The sequence below is a fragment of the Wansuia hejianensis genome (assembly GCF_014337215.1).
GTDB classification, from domain to species: Bacteria; Bacillota; Clostridia; order Lachnospirales; family Lachnospiraceae; genus Scatomonas; species Scatomonas hejianensis.
In genome coordinates this window covers 2,729,237-2,747,936 of record NZ_CP060635.1, presented here as the reverse complement: position 1 = coordinate 2,747,936, position 18,700 = coordinate 2,729,237, and the positions used below count along the sequence as shown (strand labels likewise).

Genomic DNA, 18,700 nt, shown 5'->3' with positions numbered 1-18,700 from the left:
AATTTATCTTAAATAAAATAATAGCAAAACCATTTTATAGCGTTCCTCAATTTTTTTTCAGGAAGGGCTTAAATTCTCTTCCGTTTCCTTTGTAGAAACGGCTGAACATCTCGTAATATTCCAGACGGAGTACCTGGATGGCGACCATCAGGCCTTCCATCGCTGCGACGAATGCGTTGCCCAGAATGACAACAACCATATTGGGGGCTCCGCCGCTTTCAGCCCCGGCCAGCATCATGACTACCTGCATCATTGCCACATGGCTGACTGCATAGGCGCCGATACGGACGTAGGACAGCGTATTGGACAGGAAGCTTAAGACTGTCTCGAATGTCTCAAAAAATGCCTGGACAAAATACATTCCCTTGCCGCCTTCGATGGCCGGTCTGCGCTTCATGGCTATTCTGCTCAGCATTTCTTTCAGGAAAATGACGATCAGTGAAACGGCGATCAGCACGATCAGTATTGGAAGCAGCGTATTCAGACCTCCGTTTCCCGTCATGATCAGGAACACCAGCGCAACGATCGTGCCATAGAAGACAAGACCTGCAAGGGCGTTCTGGCTGAACCATATATTTTCCTTGTCTTTTTGCTTTACCGCGTTTACGATGCTCAGGATGATGTCAAACAGGATCATGAACATTCCGAAAGCGATTGCCAGGACGAACACCGTATTCAGACTGCCCAGCCCCGGCAGGGTGAGCATGTCGTCTTTAGCGTGAATAAGCGGTTCGTAAGGGAAGAAGCCCTCAAATCCAAAAAAGCTGTTGTACACAAGCCCCCATATGACGGAGAATATTCCGGCTGTTCCCATAATCGCGGCCAGTGGTACTTTTTTAAAATGGTAGATTAAAAAGCCGCCGATCACAAAGCAGAGTCCCTGACCCGCGTCTCCGAACATAATGCCGAAGATGAAGGAGTAGGTGATGGCCAGATAAATGGTGGGGTCGAATTCATTGTAACCCGGCAGGCCATACATCTTTACAAACATTTCAAAAGGCTTGAAAAACCTGGGATTTTTTAGCTTTGTAGGAGTCTGGCTCAGAATATTGTTATTGTTATCCTCCACAAAACAGTATAGGTTGGGATCATCTGAGATCTCCTTCTGAAAGGCCTCTGCGTCTCTGGCGGACATCCAGCCGCACAGGATATAGAAGGTCTCTGCTTTTGATTTCGTACAGGCGGCCAATTTCCTCACATCAAAATTCTCTGACATATCGGATAGCCTGTTTTTCGCACCTACCAATTCCGAAGCATGTGAGTTCAGATAATCGGCCATCCGGTCGTCGCAGGAGCGGATACCTTCTTCCGTCCTTGCGGTATCTGAAATCAGCTTGTGATAAGCCTCTTCGGGAATGCCCTCGTATTCGTCCGGCAGATAGATCCTTTCAAAATGCATCGACGCATACAGGGCGTCAATCCGGCTGATCTGATCCTTGGGGCTGAAATAAACACCCCATACATACTGGCTGTCGGAGTGGCAGCGGTAAAATACCGTGTCAGAATTTTCGTAAATATAATTCTCAAATTTTGTGTAATATTCCTTCGGAATCTTGCCAAAGCGGAAACGGATGAATTTGAAATCCAGCAGGGAAGAGAGGCTGCAGGGGATATCCTGAAACGGCTCTATCTTGGCGGACAGCTCCCGGTATTTATTCCGTTTGGCTTCCAGTTCAGTCCGTTCTTCCTTTAGCTTTGCCAAAGTCCGGTCGGTTTGCTGTATACAGGCAACCGCCTGTTCCAGGGACATTGATTTTCCGGTCTGCCGGTTCTGTTCCGGGAGAAGCTCTGTATAATCTTCGGCCAGTTTCAGTTTTTCCTTATAAGGATTGATCTGAATGTATGGAGTCAGATTCTGTACGGTCTTTAATTCGGCCAGTGCATTTTCCAGATGAATCTCATATTTTGACAAATATCGCTCGACGACTCGGTCAATATCTGCTTTTGGACCGGTGATACTAAGAAATTTCATCTTGACGATCACAGTTAAACACCTCCGGTTTTTAGTTCAGGCTTAGCGGCATGCGACGTGAGTCATGGCTTCTTCCGGAGAAACCTGATACCGCACGCATTCAAGCGCTATGATCAGACGGTCCACCTCATGTTCTTTGTGATAGAGGTAGGAGTAAACAGTTGTTACAGAATATGGTTCCTGCCTGGAGCCTGAACTTAGTATATGCTTCAGGATCTCCGCATACATGGATTCCAGGGATGCTTCTGTAAAATTTTCATAATGCTTCGCGTAGTAACTGCGGCTTATGACAGCTTCCAGAGCGTCCAGATCCTCTGCTTCTACCATTTCTCTGGTCTGCTGCCTGCTGATATGGTAATTGACAGGTATCAGCAGAGCGTATATATCTGCATGATCCATGTGATAATACCGCTTACAGCGGTAGATCCACTGGATATTCAGCATATCAAATTTGGAGCCCAGGATACGGGTCAGTCCATTGGACTTTTCCTCATGAATGACTTTATCTTTTTCTTTCCACAATTTCCGGAAATAGTAAAGATCCAGCGCCATTTCGTAGTCGAACAGCGTTGGCTGATCCACGTTCTTGATATTGGACAGCGGAATGTAGTATTCGGAGCTTTTCAGATTGGCCAGGAATTCTTCCGGCGTGGAAGAAGCGGTCAGCAGTTGGAAATTCAGCCGTGAGTGCTTCGTAAAAAACGATTCAAAAGCTGACAGATCCAGAGGAGCATTCCGATGATCAAAAATATTGGTCAGGCAGACTTTGAGGAAATAAACCTCATACCGCATAAAGTACAGATCCAGGAATTTCCGCTGTTTTAGATTAGCAAAGCTGTAGATCTTAGTAAAGTCATGGTAGATGCTCTGGCGAAGCATCTTCTCGATTTCTCCGCGGTGCAGCTCCGTCTCGCCGGCAGCCGACAGGATTGCCGCATAGGAAGGCTTTTGCCTCAGATATGCTACGGCGGCGGGCACACTTGGCAGTTCCACGATCTCCCGGTAATTCTCTGTGGTCAGAAGATGGCTTTGCATGGCGCGGATTTTCGTCGTAAGTCCGCTATAGGACATTAAACCTCGCAAACAATCACTTCCTTATTATTTTCTCATAAATTTGTTCTACAAGCGTTTCGTGATTTTCTTTATAATAGGTCTCCAGAGACTGAAGCGCATGTTCCGAGCTCTGCTTGAGCTTTTGTAATTCAGAATCCATGGAAACAGAAAGTTCCTGCTGAAGTCTGGCAATCTCGGCAGCGGTTTCCTTGTCGATCTGCTGGTCATATTCTGCAATCTGTTCTTCCTGCTGCTGGTCTAAGACTTTTTTCTGATTTGCGGCGCCTTCCAGTATCCTGGATGCTGCAACTTCAATCTCAGATAATTTGTTGATTACAGTGTCCATTTTTTCACCTCCGGTGACTCATTTCATTTTTGCTACTGCCTATCATATACCTTCGAAATAGAAAAAGCTAGCTTTTCTTTTTAAAATCTTTTATTTAATCTTTTATTTTGGCAATTTATATAGTAAACTGTAGTTTACGGACAATAAATGCTGAAAATTGTTCACCTGTATGTTAATAATTTAACGGAGGCATGGGAAATTGCGCTTAAGAAATATACCTGGTTCGAGAGAGGCCATTGCCGAAAATTTCTTCTGTATCCAGAATCCGGAAGGAATCAAGGGAAAATGGAATACAATCTTTAAAAATGACAATCCTATCCATATAGAGGTTGGAATGGGTAAGGGCCGTTTTCTGATGGAAATGGCCGGGCTGCATTCAGAGGTCAATTATATAGGGATAGAAATGTACAGCAGCGTGCTTCTCCGGGCAATACAGAAAGCAGAGTCGCTTGAGAATACGGAAGGGAATTTCCGTTTTATCCGTATGGATGCGAGAGAGCTTCCGGAGGTGTTCTCAAAAGGAGAGGTGGAGAAAATATATCTGAACTTTTCAGACCCCTGGCCCAAGGAGCGCCACGCAAAACGCCGGCTGACCTCCAGGGAATTCTTGCGGCGCTATGAACGGCTTCTGCCGGAAGGCGGAACAGTGGAATTTAAGACTGACAACAGGGAGCTGTTTGATTTTTCGCTGGAAGAGATACGGGAGCGGGGCTGGAGCCTGGAAAGCTTTACTTTTGATCTGCATAATGACCCTATCCTTAATATAGGAAATGTTATGACGGAATATGAGGAAAAGTTTTCCGTCATGGGCAACCCGATCTGCAAACTGACAGCCCGGCCCGGCTCTGTCAAATGACGCGGGGAAAACATATGATAAAGAAAAAGGCAAGTGTTCAATATGAAAAAAAATTCCGGAGTCAGGGGAAAGATCTCACAGTTGGAGTATGAAGCGTCAGGCCGAAGCAGTCAGGTGGCAAGAATACAGAAATCCATGAGTGAACTGAACACGATGTTAAAGAAGATAGAGAAAAAAAAGAAAAAATAAGAAAAGGAGAAAACAAGATGGTAAAAGAAGTGAACGAAGGTAATTTTGAAGCTGAAGTACTGGATACAACAGGGGATATCGTAGTGGACATGTATGCGGACTGGTGCGGCCCGTGTAAAATGATGACACCTATCCTTGAAGAGCTGTCCGAAACCATGACAGACATTAAGTTCTGCAAATTGAACGTGGATAAAGCTCCTAACATAGCGGCACAGTTCCGCGTGATGTCCATTCCCACCTTCCTGTTTTTCAAGGACGGGGCCCTGGCCGGATCAGCAGTAGGCGGTATGGATGAAGAAGGGCTGGAGGAAGAGATAAACAGAGCTTTAAAAAAATAAAGAATTTGTAAAAAAAGGGGTTGATTTTTCCGCGGCAATCTATTATAATGAGTCTTGCGTTACAAAAATAACGTAAGACATAAGCGCCTTTAGCTCAGTTGGTAGAGCAGTAGACTCTTAATCTATTTGTCCAGGGTTCGAGTCCCTGAAGGCGCATGGAAAGCACTGTTTTCGATGACGAAAAGAGCACCGGGGGCGGTGTTTTTTTTGCGTTTCTGCGGGTTTGCGGCTTTTCAGGGCGGACGGATCAGCTACCCCGGCGGACTCTGCTGTTTTTAACCCACCTTGTGTCCGTTTGCCATCACCTTGAACTTAAGCCCCAATATCTCCGCCGCTCTGCGGCACATCAGCATTCGCTGAAGGAATATCTCAAAATAATCCATAATTGAACAAATCTGTTCATCCAGTTCGATATTTAATGTGATCTGTTTTTTCTCAATGTTGATTTCCAGACTGGAAGCGGCTGCGGCATAGTTGACCCTGTCGTGCTTGTCGAAGGTGGCCTTGATTTTATTGCGCACCCGGTTGCGGCGGACGTCGGTCTTGTCGGCCAGGATGATGGCGGCAGAGACGGGATCTACGGCGGCGCCGGATTTCTCGTCATGGTTGCCGATGGCGGTGATGATAATTGCGATGTCTGCCGGGCTCATATTCATTTCCCGCAAAAGCTGAAATGCCATCAGGGCGCCGGTGTGTGCGTGGTCTTCCCGGTTAATGCTGTTTCCGATATCGTGGAGATAGCCGGCCATCCGGGCCAGCTCTATCTGATGGTCATCATATCCCAGCTCCTGCAGAATATTTCCGGCTGTAACTGCCACCTTAGATGCGTGAACGCCGGAATGCTCCGTGAAGCCCATGGCTCCCAGTACGAGGTTGCCCTGCTCAATATATGTGTTGATCTCTTCTGTTTTCTTTAATTCTTTGTACGTCAATTGTTTTCTCCTTTTATTCTTGCGTTTATTCTATAAATTTTGCCCTGTAAATATCATCATAACCGCATGTATGAGTATTAATCATCAGAAGAATGTAAATTGTTTGTTAAATCCTCTGGTCATAAAGAAGCAGACTCTCCGTCAGACTGGCCGGATTCATACCCTGTTTTTGTCTGCAGAACCTTTGGCTTTTCCGGTTTTCCAGAGAGACAGGAACTAATAGTTGGAAAGTTGCCTGGGATTTGTTATACTGTATCCATCATTTATACTCTGACAACGTATCAGGGATGAGATGGGGGAAGTGCAGGCGATGCGTGAGAATCTTAAAAAAATGGTAACTTACTATAAACCTTATAAAGGGCTGTTTTATTCGGATATGTTTTTTGCGATCCTGGGAGCGGCTGTGACGCTGGCGATTCCGCTGATCGTCCGCTATATTACGGGTTCTGTGGTGAACCGGCCGCTTCAGGAGGCTACCGGCCTGATTATGAAGCTGGGGATTCTGATGGTTGTGATGATTCTGGTGGAGCTGGGATGTAATTTTTATATCTCTTATTTCGGGCATATTATGGGAGCGAAGATCGAGCATGATATGAGGCAGGAAATATTCGGCCACTATCAGAAGCTGTCGTTTGCCTTTTTTGACAACCAGAAGGTGGGGCATCTGCTTTCCAGGGTTACCAGTGATCTGTTTGATATCAGCGAGCTTCTGCATCATGGGCCGGAGAACATTGTAATTTCCTGCATTAAGCTGATCGGAGCGTTTGTGATCCTTCTGACCATCAATCCGAAGCTGGCCCTGGTTCCGATTCTGATCGTGGCCGCCATGGTGGTTTATGCAGTATTTCTCAACGGGAAGATGAAGAACGCATTTAAGGATAATAGGAGAAAAATCGCGGATATTAACGGGCAGATTGAAGACAGCCTGTCAGGAATCCGGGTAGTGAAGTCTTTTGGAAATGAGACGGAGGAAATGCGGAAATTCGAGGTAGGAAACAGCCGTTTTGTCCAGTCCAAAAGGAAAAGCTATTGGTATATGGGATTTTATAATTCCGGGATGGGCGCTTTTTCCACGCTGATTACGGTCGGATCTTTGATTGCGGGCGCTTTTCTGATGACGGAGCAGCAGCTTTCAGCGGCAGATCTGGTGACGTTTCTTTTGTATATTAATAATTTTACAGAGCCTGTGAAGAGGCTGGTAGATTTTACAGAGCAGTTTCAGAATGGGTATTCTGGTTATGAGAGATTCCGGGAGATCATGAATATCGCTCCCGATATCGCTGACAGGCCGGACGCCGTGCATGTAGAGCGCGCCCGGGGTGAGGTAGAGTTCGATCATGTGTGCTTTCATTATGAAGATAATCCGGAGGAAGTGCTGCGGGATGTAAACCTGTCGGTGAAGGAGGGGGAATATGTGGCGCTGGTGGGCAGTTCGGGGGCCGGTAAAACCACTTTGTGCAGTCTGATCCCCAGATTCTACGATACGACAGGCGGGACAGTACGTCTGGACGGGACGGATGTGAAGGATATCTGCCTGAAGGACCTCAGAAGCCAGATCGGAATTGTGCAGCAGGATGTTTATCTGTTCGCAGGCACGATTATCGAGAATATCCGGTATGGGCGTCCAGATGCCACGGATGAGGAAGTGGTTGCCGCGGCCAGGGCGGCAAATGCCCATGAGTTTATTATGAGTATGCCGGAAGGATACCAGACAGATATCGGACAGAGGGGTGTGAAGCTGTCGGGAGGACAGAAGCAGAGACTTTCCATTGCCAGAGTATTTCTGAAAAATCCTCCGGTGCTTATATTTGATGAGGCTACATCAGCTCTGGATAACGAAAGTGAACGGGTAGTACAGGAATCACTGGAAAGCCTGGCAAGGAACCGTACGACGTTTGTCATCGCCCACAGGCTGTCTACGATCCGGAATGCGCGCAGAATTCTGGTGCTGACGGAGGACGGCATAGCGGAGGAGGGCACACACAAGGAACTGCTGGAGAGAAACGGTGTATACGCACATCTGTATCAGCTCCAATTCTGATGTGAGGCGCCCTGGCAAACCAACAGTTGAATTTCACCTGAAGCTGTAGTAATATTAAACAAAAAAGTAATCCGAAAGAATGAGAGCAACGGAGGATACGGCCCCATGCGGAAGAAGAAAAGAAGGAAAGGCAAGAAAATTGCGGTGTTACTGATAGTGGCAGTCATCATTCTGCTGGCGGCGGGGGTTTTGTTTCTCACAATGAGTCAGGTAAATCAGCTGAACGATGAGACGGCGAAAATTGTCCGGATGGATATAGACGAGGATGTCATTGATGAGGAAATTTACACGAACGGCAGCTACGCGGAAATAGAGCAGACCATCAAGGATTATATGTCTGATTATATTGAAAACCTGAAGACGGTCAGGACACTTTTTCAGGATCAGGAATTCTCAGATCTGCTGAGCGTGGAGAATATAGAGGCCGATGGGCCTGAATTTAAAAACTCTGCGGAATATCTGTCAGAGAAGCGGCGGACAGCGGATGAAGCTTTTCAGAAGCTGGAAGAGATGGCCGGGGAAGAAATGATTATGGCAGCCATAGAGAAAAAGGGGCTGAGCAGTTATTTTGAGCAGCTGTACAGGAAGCTGGCGCTGGAAAACCTGCGGGTGAATTTTATGTATTCAGCGGAGGAGCTTAAGACAGCGAAGGAAAGTGTTGAAGCCATGATTGCCAGCAGGGAGGAGGCAGTTACCTTTTTATCAGAACATCAAAGCAACTGGAAACTAGAGGATGGAAAGCTGAAATTCGATTCTGACGATCTGCTGAGCCAGTATAATGATCTGGCGGCGGCCATCAGCCAACAGTAAAAGAAGGTGAGGATGAAGAGATGAAATGTCCTTATTGTGGTTATGACAATTCAGAAAACTCTCATTTCTGTTCCGGGTGCGGAAAAAAGCTAGATCAGATAAGATGTGGTACCGGGCAGGGCCGGCCAAATCAAAGCCAGCCAGGCCGGGATCAGCCGGGACGGGGTCCGTACCGTCAGGAGCAGCCAGGCTGGGAGCAGCCGGGACGCGATCCGTACCATCAGGAGCGGCCTGACCGGGAGCGGTCCGGACAAGGTACGCCATCAGGCGTGAAACAGGGCAAGCCCGGGCGTTCCAGAGAAGAAAAGAAAATTATGATGATTGGGATTATCTTGGCTTGGGCGGTTGTGGTTGCAGGGATCGGCGCTTATTTTGGCGTCTCACACTTCCTGGACAGGGATGAGACTGCCAGCAGCAGCCATGAGAGTGATGATAAGAAGGACAGGGGTGATGAGAAAACCCCGACGGAGACACCGGCGCCTTCCAAAGAACCGACTGTGACACCGACGAAGGAGGCCACTGCTACGGCTACGCCCACTCCCACTCCAACGGAAGAACCGGAGGAAATTACGGCTTCTCTGGTGGACCGGTCTTCTGTCAGCATGACAGGATATTACCGGGCGCCCGTCAGACAGGCCACAGCATCTTCGACGGTGGTGCAGGAGGGCTATGACAATTCAGCAAATATGGTGCTGGACGGTGACGATTCAACATCCTGGCAGGAGGGTGCGGACGGCGACGGCATTGACGAATTCCTGAACTTTAAGCTGGATGGAGAGCAGGAGGTGAAGTATCTGACCTTTAAGCTGGGGAACTGGCGGGATCAGGAAAGATATGAGATGAATAACCGCCCAAAAACTATGACCGTCTGGCTGGATGATCTGAGCTTTTCGATTACCTTTCCGAACGAAAAGAAAGAGTTCTGCGTGGAGCTGTCATCTGAATGTAAGGCATCTGAAATTTATGTGAGGATTGACAGCGTGTATGAAGGTACAGAATGGGATGACACCTGTATATCGGAAATAGGAATATATGGTAAGTAAGCGGGGGAGACAGGAATTATGAAGGAGCATATAAACCGCAGGGCATTAGTGCTGATTCTGGTCTGTGCGGTTCTTTTAGGCACCGTTATTCTGTTTCTGGCCGGCAGGTATCATTCCGTATCCGGAGAGAACAGAGATCTGAGGGCGGAGCTGGCACAGAAGGAAGAAGAGCTGGAGAAGCTGAGAGAAAAAGAAGAGGCGCCGGCTTCTACGCCCGTACCGGCTGCCGTTGAGACGCCGTCTCCTGCCCCGACAGAAGCTCCGTCCTATATAGGAGACCTGGAAAATGTTGAAGCCGGGACGATTGTGGCTGAGGAAGAAATTGACCGGGAACATTTGGAACAGTATTTTGCGAGTTATGAAATATCCGACGCCTTGTTCGGGAGAATTTACGGGGATGACCGGTCCTTTAAGACCTATTGCACGGTTCCGAGGGAGGACCTCCGGTATATAAAGGTACTCCATTATGGATTCGACCAGCAGATTCATGTGGGAGAATTGATGGTTAACTATCTTCTGGCGGAAGATATGACGTCCATATTTCAGTCACTTTTCGAAAACCGGTATGAGATTGAAAAAATGTATCTGATTGATAATTATGACGCGGACGATGATCTTTCGTGCAATGAAAATAATACCTCCTGCTTTAATTTCCGCCTTGTGACAGGGGGCAGCACCCTTTCTAATCACGCCACGGGCTGTGCGATTGATATCAATCCCAGGAATAATCCGTATGTTACGATCGACGGAGACGGAATCAAGCACTGGGAGAATGTGGACGCGGAGCTTTACATCGACCGCACGAATCCGGACGCGGCGGCGATGCACATGATTACCCATGAGGATCTCTGCTACCAGTTGTTCGCTGAGAGAGGATATACCTGGGGTGGAGACTGGGCAAATCCCATTGATTATCAGCATTTTGAAAAAGTGGTTTATTGAGCGGACTGACCTGGCGAGGTGTAGATATGTCGAAGGAAACAAAAACTAATGCCATGCGTATACTGGACCGGATGAAGATCCCTTACAGGGTCATCCAGTACGAATGTGATGAATTTATCGATGGGCTTCATACTGCGCAAAAGACCGGAGCTCCGGTGGAGCAGTCTTTTAAAACCCTTGTCACCAGGGGGAAGAGCGGACAGTATTATGTAGTGGTAATACCAATTGCGGAAGAAGTAAATCTAAAAAATGCCGCGAAGCTGGCCGGTGAAAAGTCGCTGGAAATGATCCATGTAAAAGAGATTACAGGAATCACCGGCTACGTCAGAGGCGGCTGCAGCCCGATCGGAATGAAAAAACAATTTCCCACATTTATCCATGAATCGGCCATGCAGTATAGTGAAATTTACATAAGCGGAGGCAGGATTGGTACTACCCTTTGTCTGTCTCCTACAGACCTGCTGACAGCTTGTGAGGGAACGTATGGTAATCTCACATGAAAATGTTTTTTCTGTCAGAAAATGCTTTTCAAGGGTCGGTAAATGGGCTATAATCAAAGCAGAACTGAAAATAAGCCCATATGGGAGGTAAAATTACCATGAAAATTGAGAATATTAAAGACATTGACAAATTTTTTGAAGTAGTGGACAGCTGCAAAGGACGTGTAGAGCTGATAACCGGAGAAGGTGACAGGCTGAATCTGAAGTCCAAACTCTGCCAGTACGTTTCTCTGGCTAATATTTTCTCCAATGGCGAGATTCCGGAGCTGGAGATTATCGCATCTGAGAAAGAAGATGTTGATAAGCTGTTAAACTTCATGATTAACGGCTGATTCCCGCACGGGAAGATCCAGGCGGATGTATTTGTGCGTCCATCAGAGCCAAAGACAGTCAGGCGCGGAAGGGAATGGCCTTCCGTGCCTGTTTTTATCTTTACAGGCAAAAAAAAGAGTGTTATAATCCGATTAGCCGTGAGGCTGTGAAGAACTAGACGGAGGCGGAGGTTTATACCTTCGTCTCCTTAAATTGAAGGAGGCATATATATGACCAAAATAGACATTATTTCCGGCTTTCTGGGCGCCGGAAAGACAACCCTGATTAAGAAGCTTTTAACAGATGCGCTGAAGGGGCAGCAGGTGGTGCTGATTGAAAATGAATTCGGTGAAATAGGCATTGACGGAGGATTTCTGAAAGATGCCGGCATTGAGATCCGGGAAATGAATTCAGGATGTATCTGCTGTTCTCTGGTGGGAGACTTTGGGACAGCCCTGAAAGAAGTAGTTGAGCAGTACCATCCGGAACGGATTATCATAGAGCCGTCGGGAGTGGGCAAGCTGTCAGATGTTATCCATGCGGTAGAGGGCGTACAGGCAGACGCGGATGTGGTATTGAACTGTGCCGCCACTGTTGTGGATGTTATGAAATGCAAGATATATATGAAGAATTTCGGCGAGTTTTTCAGAAATCAGGTGGAAGCGGCCAGTACCGTTATATTGAGCAGGACTGATACGCCGAAAGCGACCGATGAAAAAGTAAAAGAAGTTTTGGAGATGATCCGTGCACTAAACCCGGACGCAACAGTCATCACAACGCCGGTAGAAGAGCTGGGAGGGCGAAAAGTGCTGGAAACCATGGAAGGTGTGAAAATAGACCTCTCACATGTGGAAGAAGAGGAGGAACATCATCACCACGGCGGCGGATGTTGCCATGACCATCACCACGGCCATGAAGAAGAGTGTGGCCATGAGCATCATCATGACCATGGAGAAGAGTGCGGCCATGACCATCATCACGGCCATGAGGAAGAGTGTGGCCATGAGCATTATCATGACCATGGAGATGGGTGCGGCCATGACCATCATCATGACCATGAGAATTGCTGCGGTCATGACCATGGCCATCATCACCATCATGCGGATGAGGTGTTTACCAGCTGGGGAAAAGAGACGGTGCATAAATATGGGAAAGATGAAATGGAGGGAATTCTCCATGCCCTTTCTGACGATGATTCGTATGGCACAATCCTTCGCGCCAAAGGAATGGTAGAAGGAACAGACGGGAAATGGATTTATTTTGATATGGTGCCGGGTGAGGCCGACGTCCGTGAAGGGCAGCCGGAATATACCGGTAGAATCTGTGTAATTGGCGCGCAACTTAAGGAAGACAAGCTGGAACAGCTGTTTATGCTTTAACTGTTAGGGGAGGTATCATTCATGAAAACACTGAAGAGGGAAGAAGCATGGAATTTGCTTACAGAATATAATAAAACGGCGGCGCTGCAGAAGCATGCGCTGGCTGTAGAAGCGGCGATGAGACATTTCGCAAAGCTAAAAGGGGAAGATGAAGAACTTTGGGGTGTGGTTGGCCTCTTGCATGACCTTGACTATGAAATGTTCCCGGAAGAACACTGTAAAAAGGCGGAAGAAATTATGAAAGCCCGTGATATAGATGAGTTCTATATCCATGGCGTATGCAGCCACGGCTACGGTATTTGCAGCGATGTGAAACCCGAAAGCGAGATGGAAAAAGTCTTGTTTACCATCGATGAATTAACAGGATTGATTAATGCGCTCTGCATTATGCGCCCATCCAAAAGTGTGCTGGATCTGGAAGTGAAATCTTTGAAGAAAAAATTTAAAGATAAACATTTTGCAGCAGGCGTCGACAGGCAGACTGTGTTAAATGGCTGTGAGATGCTGGGTATGCCGCTGGAAGAAGTTATGAAAGAAACCATAGAAGGTATGAAAGAAAACGCAGAGGCAATTGGTCTAAAGGGAAATCTTTAAATTATAGGATTGCTTCCAATTGGTCGGTGAAGGGGGGATTTTTGGATACCCGGACGAAAGGCTGGCGGGAGGCGGGGCGGAACAGGGACGGCGCCATGGAAGGCATCGGCCTGAAGTTCTGCTCCGCCTTCCCCAGCCTTTCTGACGATCTAAAACGTCTCACCCGGGTTCGCCGAAAGTGTCATCAGGATGAGGAGTTCCCACTCCCTTCTTTACCACTAAACGAATACTATACTTCTCTTCGGGTGAAGCCGTCGTATGCGATTAGCAGGAACACTACCATATAGACAATCAGTGTGACTACTGCGAATGTGAGTGACTGATTCGGGAAGTATGGTGTTCCGGCTGCGATATCCGCCAGATTTGTGTTGGAAAATGGCAGGTACCTGCCTCCGTCCACTCCCAACTGGGAGAGGATTTGGGTGATGATGCTTCCGCCCATCAGTCCGCCCAGGCCCAGTGCGATGGAGAGGGCTGAGCTGCGGAACAGAGAGCTGATGGCAAATGCCATGGTCATCATGAGCAGCGGATTTACACTGGCCAGCAGGAATTGCTGGAAGCCGTACAGCAGGATTGGCGTTCCGGTTGCCACCCCGTTTATTACCTGGACATATTGGCCTCCGTAGGCGGAGAAACCGTAACTGAAGCCCAGAAAGAGGGTTTCAAGGCCGAAGAGCAGGAAGAATAATCCGGCCAGAAGGCTGAGACAGCAGAGATATTTACTCCACAGGATTTTTCCTCTCCGTACCGGGTTAATCAGCAGGAATTTAATGGTGCCCTGGCTGAATTCGTTGGCAATAATTCCTCCGGCGACTACGATCATCACCAGTGCCAGAAGGGTAACCAGCATGGGCGCCTGGCACAGCGTGCGTATCAGATAGGAATCTGTGACCGGATACCCATAGGAATCGAAGGTCAGAGAGCTTTCCAGCTGATGATCCTCGATGTATTGGGCGATCAGGTAGGCGTTATGCGCGTCTTCCAGTTCGGATGGGTCCACGGGGGTGCCGTTATCGGACTGGGCTTTCAGCTGTGAATAGTTTAATTTTGCTTCTTCAGTCCGGGCGTGCAGAGTTTCTTCCAGCGACATAGTGTTCTCTTCTGCGGCGGCTTCGGTCCCGGAAGAGCTCGAGGCTACCGTTTCATAGGAGTCGGAGCTGTTAAACAGGGGTAAATGGAAGAAAAAGGCCAGGCCTATAGTTGCCAGCAGCAGCAAAAGCAGTAAAAGCTGCGTGGTCTTGCGGCTGAACAGCTTGCTGTATTCATTTCCTATTAACTTAAACAATTTGACTACCTCCTTCATCGGTCAGCCGGATAAACGCATCTTCCAGTGTGTGATCCTGGCTTTCTGTAACGGTGTACAGGGAAATGCCAGACTGAATCAGAAAGCTGTTATAGGAAGACAGCTCTTTTTGGAAAGGAAACGTGCCGTATTCTTCTGTGGCCTCTGGCTTCAGGCGTATGGAAAATTCCTGTTCCGTCAAAACGCTGGCAGCGATCTGCGGGTATTTACCGCGGAGCAGGGAAACTGCCTGTTCTGCCTGGCTAACGCGGTATAGGAAGGCCGTGCTTCCGTCATAAGCTTCCTCGATCAGGCTGCCAATGGGTTTCACATCCCGGATTTCCCCGTTTACGATCAGTCCGACGCGGTCGCACATCAGCTCCATCTCTGACATCAGATGTGAGGAAACCACTACTGCCGCTTCTTGACCGTGGGCTATTTGTTTCAGGATATCCCTGAGCTGGCGGATTCCGGCCGGATCCAGGCCGTTGGTCGGTTCATCCAGAATCAGAAGCTTGGGATTGTGGAGAAGGGCCTGTGCAACGCCCAGCCGCTGGCGCATGCCCAGAGAATATTTCTTGACCGGTTCCTGTATCCGGTTTTCAAGTCCTACCAGGCTGACAACCTCATGAAGCCGTTCATCACTGACGCCTGGGCGCATATTCTGGTATAGCTTCAGATTTTGCCAACCGCTCATATGGCGGTAGTGTTCTGGATTTTCTACAATGGCTCCCAGGTGCTTCATCGCCTGCTCATAATGTTTTCGTATGCTGGTTCCACAGATCTCGATGTCTCCGGAATCTATGGACAGGAGGCCGCAGACAACTTTGATGGTAGTGGTTTTTCCGGCGCCGTTCGGGCCTAGAAAGCCAAATACTTCTCCGGGATAGCATTCAAAGCTGATATCTTTTAAAATTTCCCGTTTGCCGATTTTCTTATTCAGATGCCGTATGGCAAGGATTGGCGTTTTACTCATGCTGGCACCTCCGTCATTTTCACAAGTTCTGGCGTTCCGTAGCTCCCCGATGGGGCGGCGGTTGCGATTTTCCAGCTTCCGTCTTCTTCATAGAGCTGGAGCAGTACCTGTTCTGTTGAAGTGTAACGGATTGCTTCTTCACCATTCTTTACAGAATCCGGCGTTACATCGCCGCCCTCTGAGTTGGGGTCATAGGCATAGCCCACATAGAATGGAGATACAAAGGATCCATATTGATCAAGATATGCGGTCTGTTCGTAAGTCACCTTCGCGGTACAGGCGCCGGGACCGTTTTTCTGAATCTTACAGCTTGTAATCTCAACATCAAATGCCATTGGCAGCGTGAGATTAGAGTCTTCAGACTGGGTCAGATAATTGTAAAAATCAGATTTAGTGTAGTAATAGTAACCTTTGGTTCTGGAATCGCTGCTCCAGAACTGGTCGAGATTCTGCAAAAATGCAGATGATGAAGTGTCTTTACCTGTCTCATTGGTCAGGACGGCGCTGGTGTTGTTCAGGTAATCCTGAATGTTGCCGCTGATCAAAGGGATGCTGCGCTGAAAACGAGCCTGATCTGCAGCCTGGAAAATGATGACTCCGATAATCAGGATAACGGCGAGCATGAGGCCGCGGTTCCATCGGCGAAACTTTTTCATAAACTTCCTTCCTTTCTGTTCGTGTCCGGACGGAATCGTCCGTGTCTGTAGCTGAGATTAGCATGGAGGAATTGGGAAGTCAATAAGGGCAAGAAATGCTTAAGAAAGCTTAAGAAAAAATACCAGAAATGTGCAGAGATATTCTGTCTGTTGTTGTCGGATTTTATATTATCTTAAGAAAATCAGCCGTAGGGTCTGGGATCGCCTCTGTCGGTAATGATCTCATATCCGATGGCTTGCATGCGGTTGTTTAAACAGTTTCTGCATTCCGCTGATTCTTCGCCGGTGCATATTTTATGATCGTACAATTCATATTTTGAGCGCACGTTGACAGGGGAAAGATTAGGCATGACGACATTGGCGCCTGCAAGTATACCTTGCTCGCGTCCTGTAGGGTGGATTGTCCCCAGAGCGGTTGTGGCCGGCAGCAGTATGCCGGGGGAAATGAGGCGGATGATGGACAGCAGATAGGTAGTCATCTCCAGTGTGCCTGCCGCCTGGTTTTTAAAGGGTGTGGCGCCGTGTGGGATAAAAGGACCTATTCCGCACATGGCGGGCTGGAATTGTTCGATAAATTTCAGATCTTCGGCGATGCAGTCTGGCGTCTGCCAGGGTGAGCCCACCATAAAGCCGCAGCCCACCTGATAGCCAATTTCTTTTAAATTCCCTAAGCAGCTCATTCTGTTAAAATATGACATGTCAGAAGGATGCAGTTTTTCATAGTGCTGCGGGTTAGCTGTCTCATGGCGCAGAAGGTAGCGGTCGGCGCCGGCATCAAACAAAGACTGATAGCTTTCTCGTAATTTTTCGCCGAGCGACAGGGTTACGGCACAATCCGGGAAGTTCATCTTAATTTGCCGGACTATACCGCAGATTATTTCGTCGGTGAGAGCGGGGTCCTCTCCGCCCTGCAGTACGAACGTGCGAAAGCCGAGATCATATCCCTCCTGACAGCATCCGAGAATCTGTTCCTGCGTCAGTCGGTAACGGCTGCAGGAACTGTTGCTGCGACGGATTCCGCAGTAGAGGCAATTGTTTTTGCAAACATTGCTGATTTCAATCAGGCCTCTTACAAATACAGCGTTTCCATATATTTTTTTACGGATGCTGACAGCCTTGTGAGCAAGGACTTCCGCGGCATCATCGTCCCGTCCGGCGACCAGATATGCGTATTCTTCTGTGTCCAGAGAATGCATAGTTTCCAATTTATCAATTAGATTCATAATTTTTTCGTTCATAGTAAACCTGCCTTTAAGAAAGCATATCATAAAATCTCTAAACGAGCAATTATGTTTTGTGGAGAGGTTTTGTGGCGAGGGGGTGGATACCCCTTCACCGAAAAAATACCCCGACGGCTATTGCGAAGAAAGGCTTGCAGCGTCTGGTAGAAAAAGGTATACTTGTGGTTGTGATAGGGGCCAGCGGCCCTGTGTGAATTCTTAAGGAAAGGAAAGGCTTTTACAGGCCTGGAACATGGAATTATGAATGAGAATGAAATAGATGTACCAATATATTTAATCACAGGTTTTCTTGAAAGTGGGAAGACTACATTTATAAACTTCACTGTGCAGCAGGAATATTTTCAAATTGAGGAACCTACGCTTCTCGTTACCTGCGAAGAGGGAGAGATTGGATATGATGAGAGAATGCTCCTTAAGCATCATACGGTACTGGCTGCTGTGGAGGAGCCGGAAGATTTTACGCTGGAGAAGCTGAAGGCATTCGGGAGAAAGTACCGTCCGGACCGGGTGATTCTGGAATATAATCCTCTGTGGAGCGTGAAGAAGCTGGAAGAGATGGAGCTGCCGGGAGGCTGGGGGATCGTGCAGCATATTGTGACTGTAGATGCCGGGAGTTTTCAGGTGTATATGAACAATATGAAATCGTTGTTTGTAGAAATGGTGAAGAATGCGGATATGGTAATGTTCAACCGCTGCACCAGTGACCTGCCGCTGGCTAACTTCCGGCGCAGCATCAAAGTGGTCAATCCTGGCTGCGAGATCCTATTTGAGGATTCGGAAGGTGAGCTGACGGATATATTTGAGGACTCGGTGCCCTATGATTTGAATGCAGATGTGATTGAAATTGAGGATGTGGATTACGGCATTTTTTATGTAGATGCAGGGGATCATCCGGAACGGTATAAGGGGAAAACAGTGAAATTTAAAGGAATGGTGCTGAAAAGCCGGGATGTGGGGGCGGACTTCTTTGTTCCGGGACGCATGGCGATGACCTGCTGCGCGGATGACACTACCTTTATAGGATATATCTGTAAAAGTAAAAATGCCTCAAAGCTGGCAATGGGCAGCTGGGTGGAAGTGACAGCCACTGTGGATTACAAATATGTTCCGGTTTATCATGAGACAGGGCCTGTTTTCCAGGCAAAGTCTATAAAAAGCACGCAGCCGCCGGAGTCTGAGCTGGTGTATTTCAATTGATTATGGCCTTTGGGCATGAAACAGGGTATTTTCTGGAGTAT

19 protein-coding genes, 1 tRNA gene and 2 pseudogenes are annotated in these 18,700 nt (G+C 47.8%); 14 read left to right on the top strand and 8 right to left on the bottom strand.

Annotated features, from left to right (window positions below; genetic code table 11):
- Positions 1-46: 46 nt before the first annotated feature.
- Genes H9Q79_RS12795 through H9Q79_RS12785 form a run of 3 tightly spaced genes read right to left on the bottom strand, consistent with a single transcriptional unit; the run spans position 47 to position 3,371 of the window.
- The gene (locus tag H9Q79_RS12795; protein ID WP_249328454.1) at positions 47-1,984 is read right to left on the bottom strand and encodes a V-type ATP synthase subunit I; all 1,938 of its coding nucleotides are present in this window, start codon (positions 1,982-1,984) and stop codon (positions 47-49) included.
- Positions 1,985-2,014: 30 nt separating this feature from the next.
- Positions 2,015-3,055 carry a V0D/AC39 family V-type ATPase subunit gene (locus H9Q79_RS12790; protein ID WP_147371507.1) on the bottom strand — a complete coding sequence of 347 codons (1,041 nt, stop codon included), beginning with the start codon at positions 3,053-3,055 and terminating at the stop codon, positions 2,015-2,017.
- Between the two features lie 4 nt (positions 3,056-3,059).
- Positions 3,060-3,371: a hypothetical protein gene (locus tag H9Q79_RS12785; protein WP_118648067.1), complete on the bottom strand. Its 312-nt coding sequence runs from the start codon at positions 3,369-3,371 to the stop codon at positions 3,060-3,062.
- Between the two features lie 199 nt (positions 3,372-3,570).
- Here H9Q79_RS12785 and trmB point away from each other — a divergent pair, with 199 nt between their 5' ends.
- The 3 genes and pseudogenes from trmB to H9Q79_RS12770 all read left to right on the top strand — a co-directional run bounded on the left by trmB (position 3,571) and on the right by H9Q79_RS12770 (position 4,910).
- Complete coding sequence (gene trmB, locus H9Q79_RS12780) at positions 3,571-4,227, top strand: tRNA (guanosine(46)-N7)-methyltransferase TrmB (protein WP_249328453.1); 657 nt, start codon at positions 3,571-3,573, stop codon at positions 4,225-4,227.
- 176 nt (positions 4,228-4,403) lie between these two features.
- A pseudogene (gene trxA / locus H9Q79_RS12775) lies at positions 4,404-4,754 on the top strand (thioredoxin); the annotation flags it as partial.
- Between the two features lie 83 nt (positions 4,755-4,837).
- Positions 4,838-4,910, top strand: a tRNA-Lys gene (locus tag H9Q79_RS12770).
- Between the two features lie 119 nt (positions 4,911-5,029).
- Here the strand turns inward: H9Q79_RS12770 and H9Q79_RS12765 are convergent.
- Positions 5,030-5,686 carry an HD domain-containing protein gene (locus H9Q79_RS12765; protein ID WP_249328452.1) on the bottom strand — a complete coding sequence of 219 codons (657 nt, stop codon included), beginning with the start codon at positions 5,684-5,686 and terminating at the stop codon, positions 5,030-5,032.
- Positions 5,687-5,996: 310 nt separating this feature from the next.
- Between H9Q79_RS12765 and H9Q79_RS12760 the strand changes: the two genes are divergently transcribed.
- The 10 genes and pseudogenes from H9Q79_RS12760 to H9Q79_RS12720 all read left to right on the top strand — a co-directional run bounded on the left by H9Q79_RS12760 (position 5,997) and on the right by H9Q79_RS12720 (position 13,307).
- On the top strand, positions 5,997-7,727 hold the full coding sequence (locus H9Q79_RS12760) for an ABC transporter ATP-binding protein (protein ID WP_118648101.1): 1,731 nt from the start codon (positions 5,997-5,999) through the stop codon (positions 7,725-7,727).
- A gap of 105 nt (positions 7,728-7,832) precedes the next feature.
- Positions 7,833-8,537, top strand: coding sequence for a hypothetical protein (locus H9Q79_RS12755; RefSeq protein ID WP_249328451.1), 705 nt, complete (start codon positions 7,833-7,835; stop codon positions 8,535-8,537).
- A gap of 20 nt (positions 8,538-8,557) precedes the next feature.
- Positions 8,558-8,623, top strand: a pseudogene (locus H9Q79_RS18675) (zinc-ribbon domain-containing protein); the annotation flags it as partial.
- Between the two features lie 19 nt (positions 8,624-8,642).
- Positions 8,643-8,810, top strand: a complete 168-nt coding sequence (locus tag H9Q79_RS12750; protein WP_249328450.1) for a hypothetical protein — start codon at positions 8,643-8,645, stop codon at positions 8,808-8,810.
- 41 nt (positions 8,811-8,851) lie between these two features.
- Positions 8,852-9,580: an NADase-type glycan-binding domain-containing protein gene (locus H9Q79_RS12745; RefSeq protein WP_249328449.1), complete on the top strand. Its 729-nt coding sequence runs from the start codon at positions 8,852-8,854 to the stop codon at positions 9,578-9,580.
- 18 nt (positions 9,581-9,598) lie between these two features.
- Positions 9,599-10,522 (top strand): M15 family metallopeptidase, encoded by a 924-nt coding sequence (locus H9Q79_RS12740; RefSeq protein WP_249328448.1) that lies wholly within the window; start codon positions 9,599-9,601, stop codon positions 10,520-10,522.
- A 26-nt stretch (positions 10,523-10,548) separates the two neighbouring features.
- The gene (gene ybaK / locus H9Q79_RS12735) at positions 10,549-11,022 is read left to right on the top strand and encodes a Cys-tRNA(Pro) deacylase (RefSeq protein ID WP_118648055.1); all 474 of its coding nucleotides are present in this window, start codon (positions 10,549-10,551) and stop codon (positions 11,020-11,022) included.
- 98 nt (positions 11,023-11,120) lie between these two features.
- The gene (locus H9Q79_RS12730; protein ID WP_118648097.1) at positions 11,121-11,354 is read left to right on the top strand and encodes a polya polymerase; all 234 of its coding nucleotides are present in this window, start codon (positions 11,121-11,123) and stop codon (positions 11,352-11,354) included.
- Between the two features lie 210 nt (positions 11,355-11,564).
- Positions 11,565-12,713, top strand: coding sequence for a CobW family GTP-binding protein (locus H9Q79_RS12725; RefSeq protein ID WP_249328447.1), 1,149 nt, complete (start codon positions 11,565-11,567; stop codon positions 12,711-12,713).
- A gap of 21 nt (positions 12,714-12,734) precedes the next feature.
- Complete coding sequence (locus tag H9Q79_RS12720) at positions 12,735-13,307, top strand: HD domain-containing protein (protein WP_118648800.1); 573 nt, start codon at positions 12,735-12,737, stop codon at positions 13,305-13,307.
- Between the two features lie 229 nt (positions 13,308-13,536).
- Here H9Q79_RS12720 and H9Q79_RS12715 read toward each other — a convergent pair whose 3' ends face one another.
- The 4 genes from H9Q79_RS12715 to hydE all read right to left on the bottom strand — a co-directional run bounded on the left by H9Q79_RS12715 (position 13,537) and on the right by hydE (position 17,459).
- The gene (locus H9Q79_RS12715; protein ID WP_249328446.1) at positions 13,537-14,592 is read right to left on the bottom strand and encodes an ABC transporter permease; all 1,056 of its coding nucleotides are present in this window, start codon (positions 14,590-14,592) and stop codon (positions 13,537-13,539) included.
- A complete protein-coding gene (locus H9Q79_RS12710) occupies positions 14,585-15,565 on the bottom strand; it encodes an ABC transporter ATP-binding protein (RefSeq protein WP_118648796.1) in 981 nt (326 codons plus the stop codon). Before H9Q79_RS12710 ends, H9Q79_RS12715 begins: the two co-directional genes overlap by 8 nt.
- A complete protein-coding gene (locus H9Q79_RS12705) occupies positions 15,562-16,221 on the bottom strand; it encodes a hypothetical protein (protein WP_118648794.1) in 660 nt (219 codons plus the stop codon). The genes H9Q79_RS12710 and H9Q79_RS12705 overlap by 4 nt, the downstream gene beginning before the upstream one ends.
- A gap of 182 nt (positions 16,222-16,403) precedes the next feature.
- Entirely contained in the window at positions 16,404-17,459 is a 1,056-nt protein-coding gene (gene hydE / locus H9Q79_RS12700; protein ID WP_249328445.1) for a [FeFe] hydrogenase H-cluster radical SAM maturase HydE, read from the bottom strand.
- A 243-nt stretch (positions 17,460-17,702) separates the two neighbouring features.
- Between hydE and H9Q79_RS12695 the strand changes: the two genes are divergently transcribed.
- Positions 17,703-18,659: a TIGR03943 family putative permease subunit gene (locus tag H9Q79_RS12695; RefSeq protein WP_249328444.1), complete on the top strand. Its 957-nt coding sequence runs from the start codon at positions 17,703-17,705 to the stop codon at positions 18,657-18,659.
- The last annotated feature ends 41 nt before the right edge of the window (positions 18,660-18,700 follow it).

Bases quoted from the DNA above. Each gene is read 5' to 3' on its own strand.
- H9Q79_RS12695 (WP_249328444.1), top strand. From the start codon at position 17,703: ATGAATGAGAATGAAATAGATGTACCAATATATTTAATCACAGGTTTT.
- H9Q79_RS12755 (WP_249328451.1), top strand. From the start codon at position 7,833: ATGCGGAAGAAGAAAAGAAGGAAAGGCAAGAAAATTGCGGTGTTACTG.
- H9Q79_RS12785 (WP_118648067.1), bottom strand. From the start codon at position 3,371: ATGGACACTGTAATCAACAAATTATCTGAGATTGAAGTTGCAGCATCC.
- ybaK (WP_118648055.1), top strand. From the start codon at position 10,549: ATGTCGAAGGAAACAAAAACTAATGCCATGCGTATACTGGACCGGATG.
- H9Q79_RS12745 (WP_249328449.1), top strand. From the start codon at position 8,852: ATGATGATTGGGATTATCTTGGCTTGGGCGGTTGTGGTTGCAGGGATC.
- H9Q79_RS12725 (WP_249328447.1), top strand. From the start codon at position 11,565: ATGACCAAAATAGACATTATTTCCGGCTTTCTGGGCGCCGGAAAGACA.
- hydE (WP_249328445.1), bottom strand. From the start codon at position 17,459: ATGAACGAAAAAATTATGAATCTAATTGATAAATTGGAAACTATGCAT.
- H9Q79_RS12730 (WP_118648097.1), top strand. From the start codon at position 11,121: ATGAAAATTGAGAATATTAAAGACATTGACAAATTTTTTGAAGTAGTG.
- H9Q79_RS12720 (WP_118648800.1), top strand. From the start codon at position 12,735: ATGAAAACACTGAAGAGGGAAGAAGCATGGAATTTGCTTACAGAATAT.
- H9Q79_RS12760 (WP_118648101.1), top strand. From the start codon at position 5,997: ATGCGTGAGAATCTTAAAAAAATGGTAACTTACTATAAACCTTATAAA.
- H9Q79_RS12710 (WP_118648796.1), bottom strand. From the start codon at position 15,565: ATGAGTAAAACGCCAATCCTTGCCATACGGCATCTGAATAAGAAAATC.
- H9Q79_RS12705 (WP_118648794.1), bottom strand. From the start codon at position 16,221: ATGAAAAAGTTTCGCCGATGGAACCGCGGCCTCATGCTCGCCGTTATC.
- H9Q79_RS12740 (WP_249328448.1), top strand. From the start codon at position 9,599: ATGAAGGAGCATATAAACCGCAGGGCATTAGTGCTGATTCTGGTCTGT.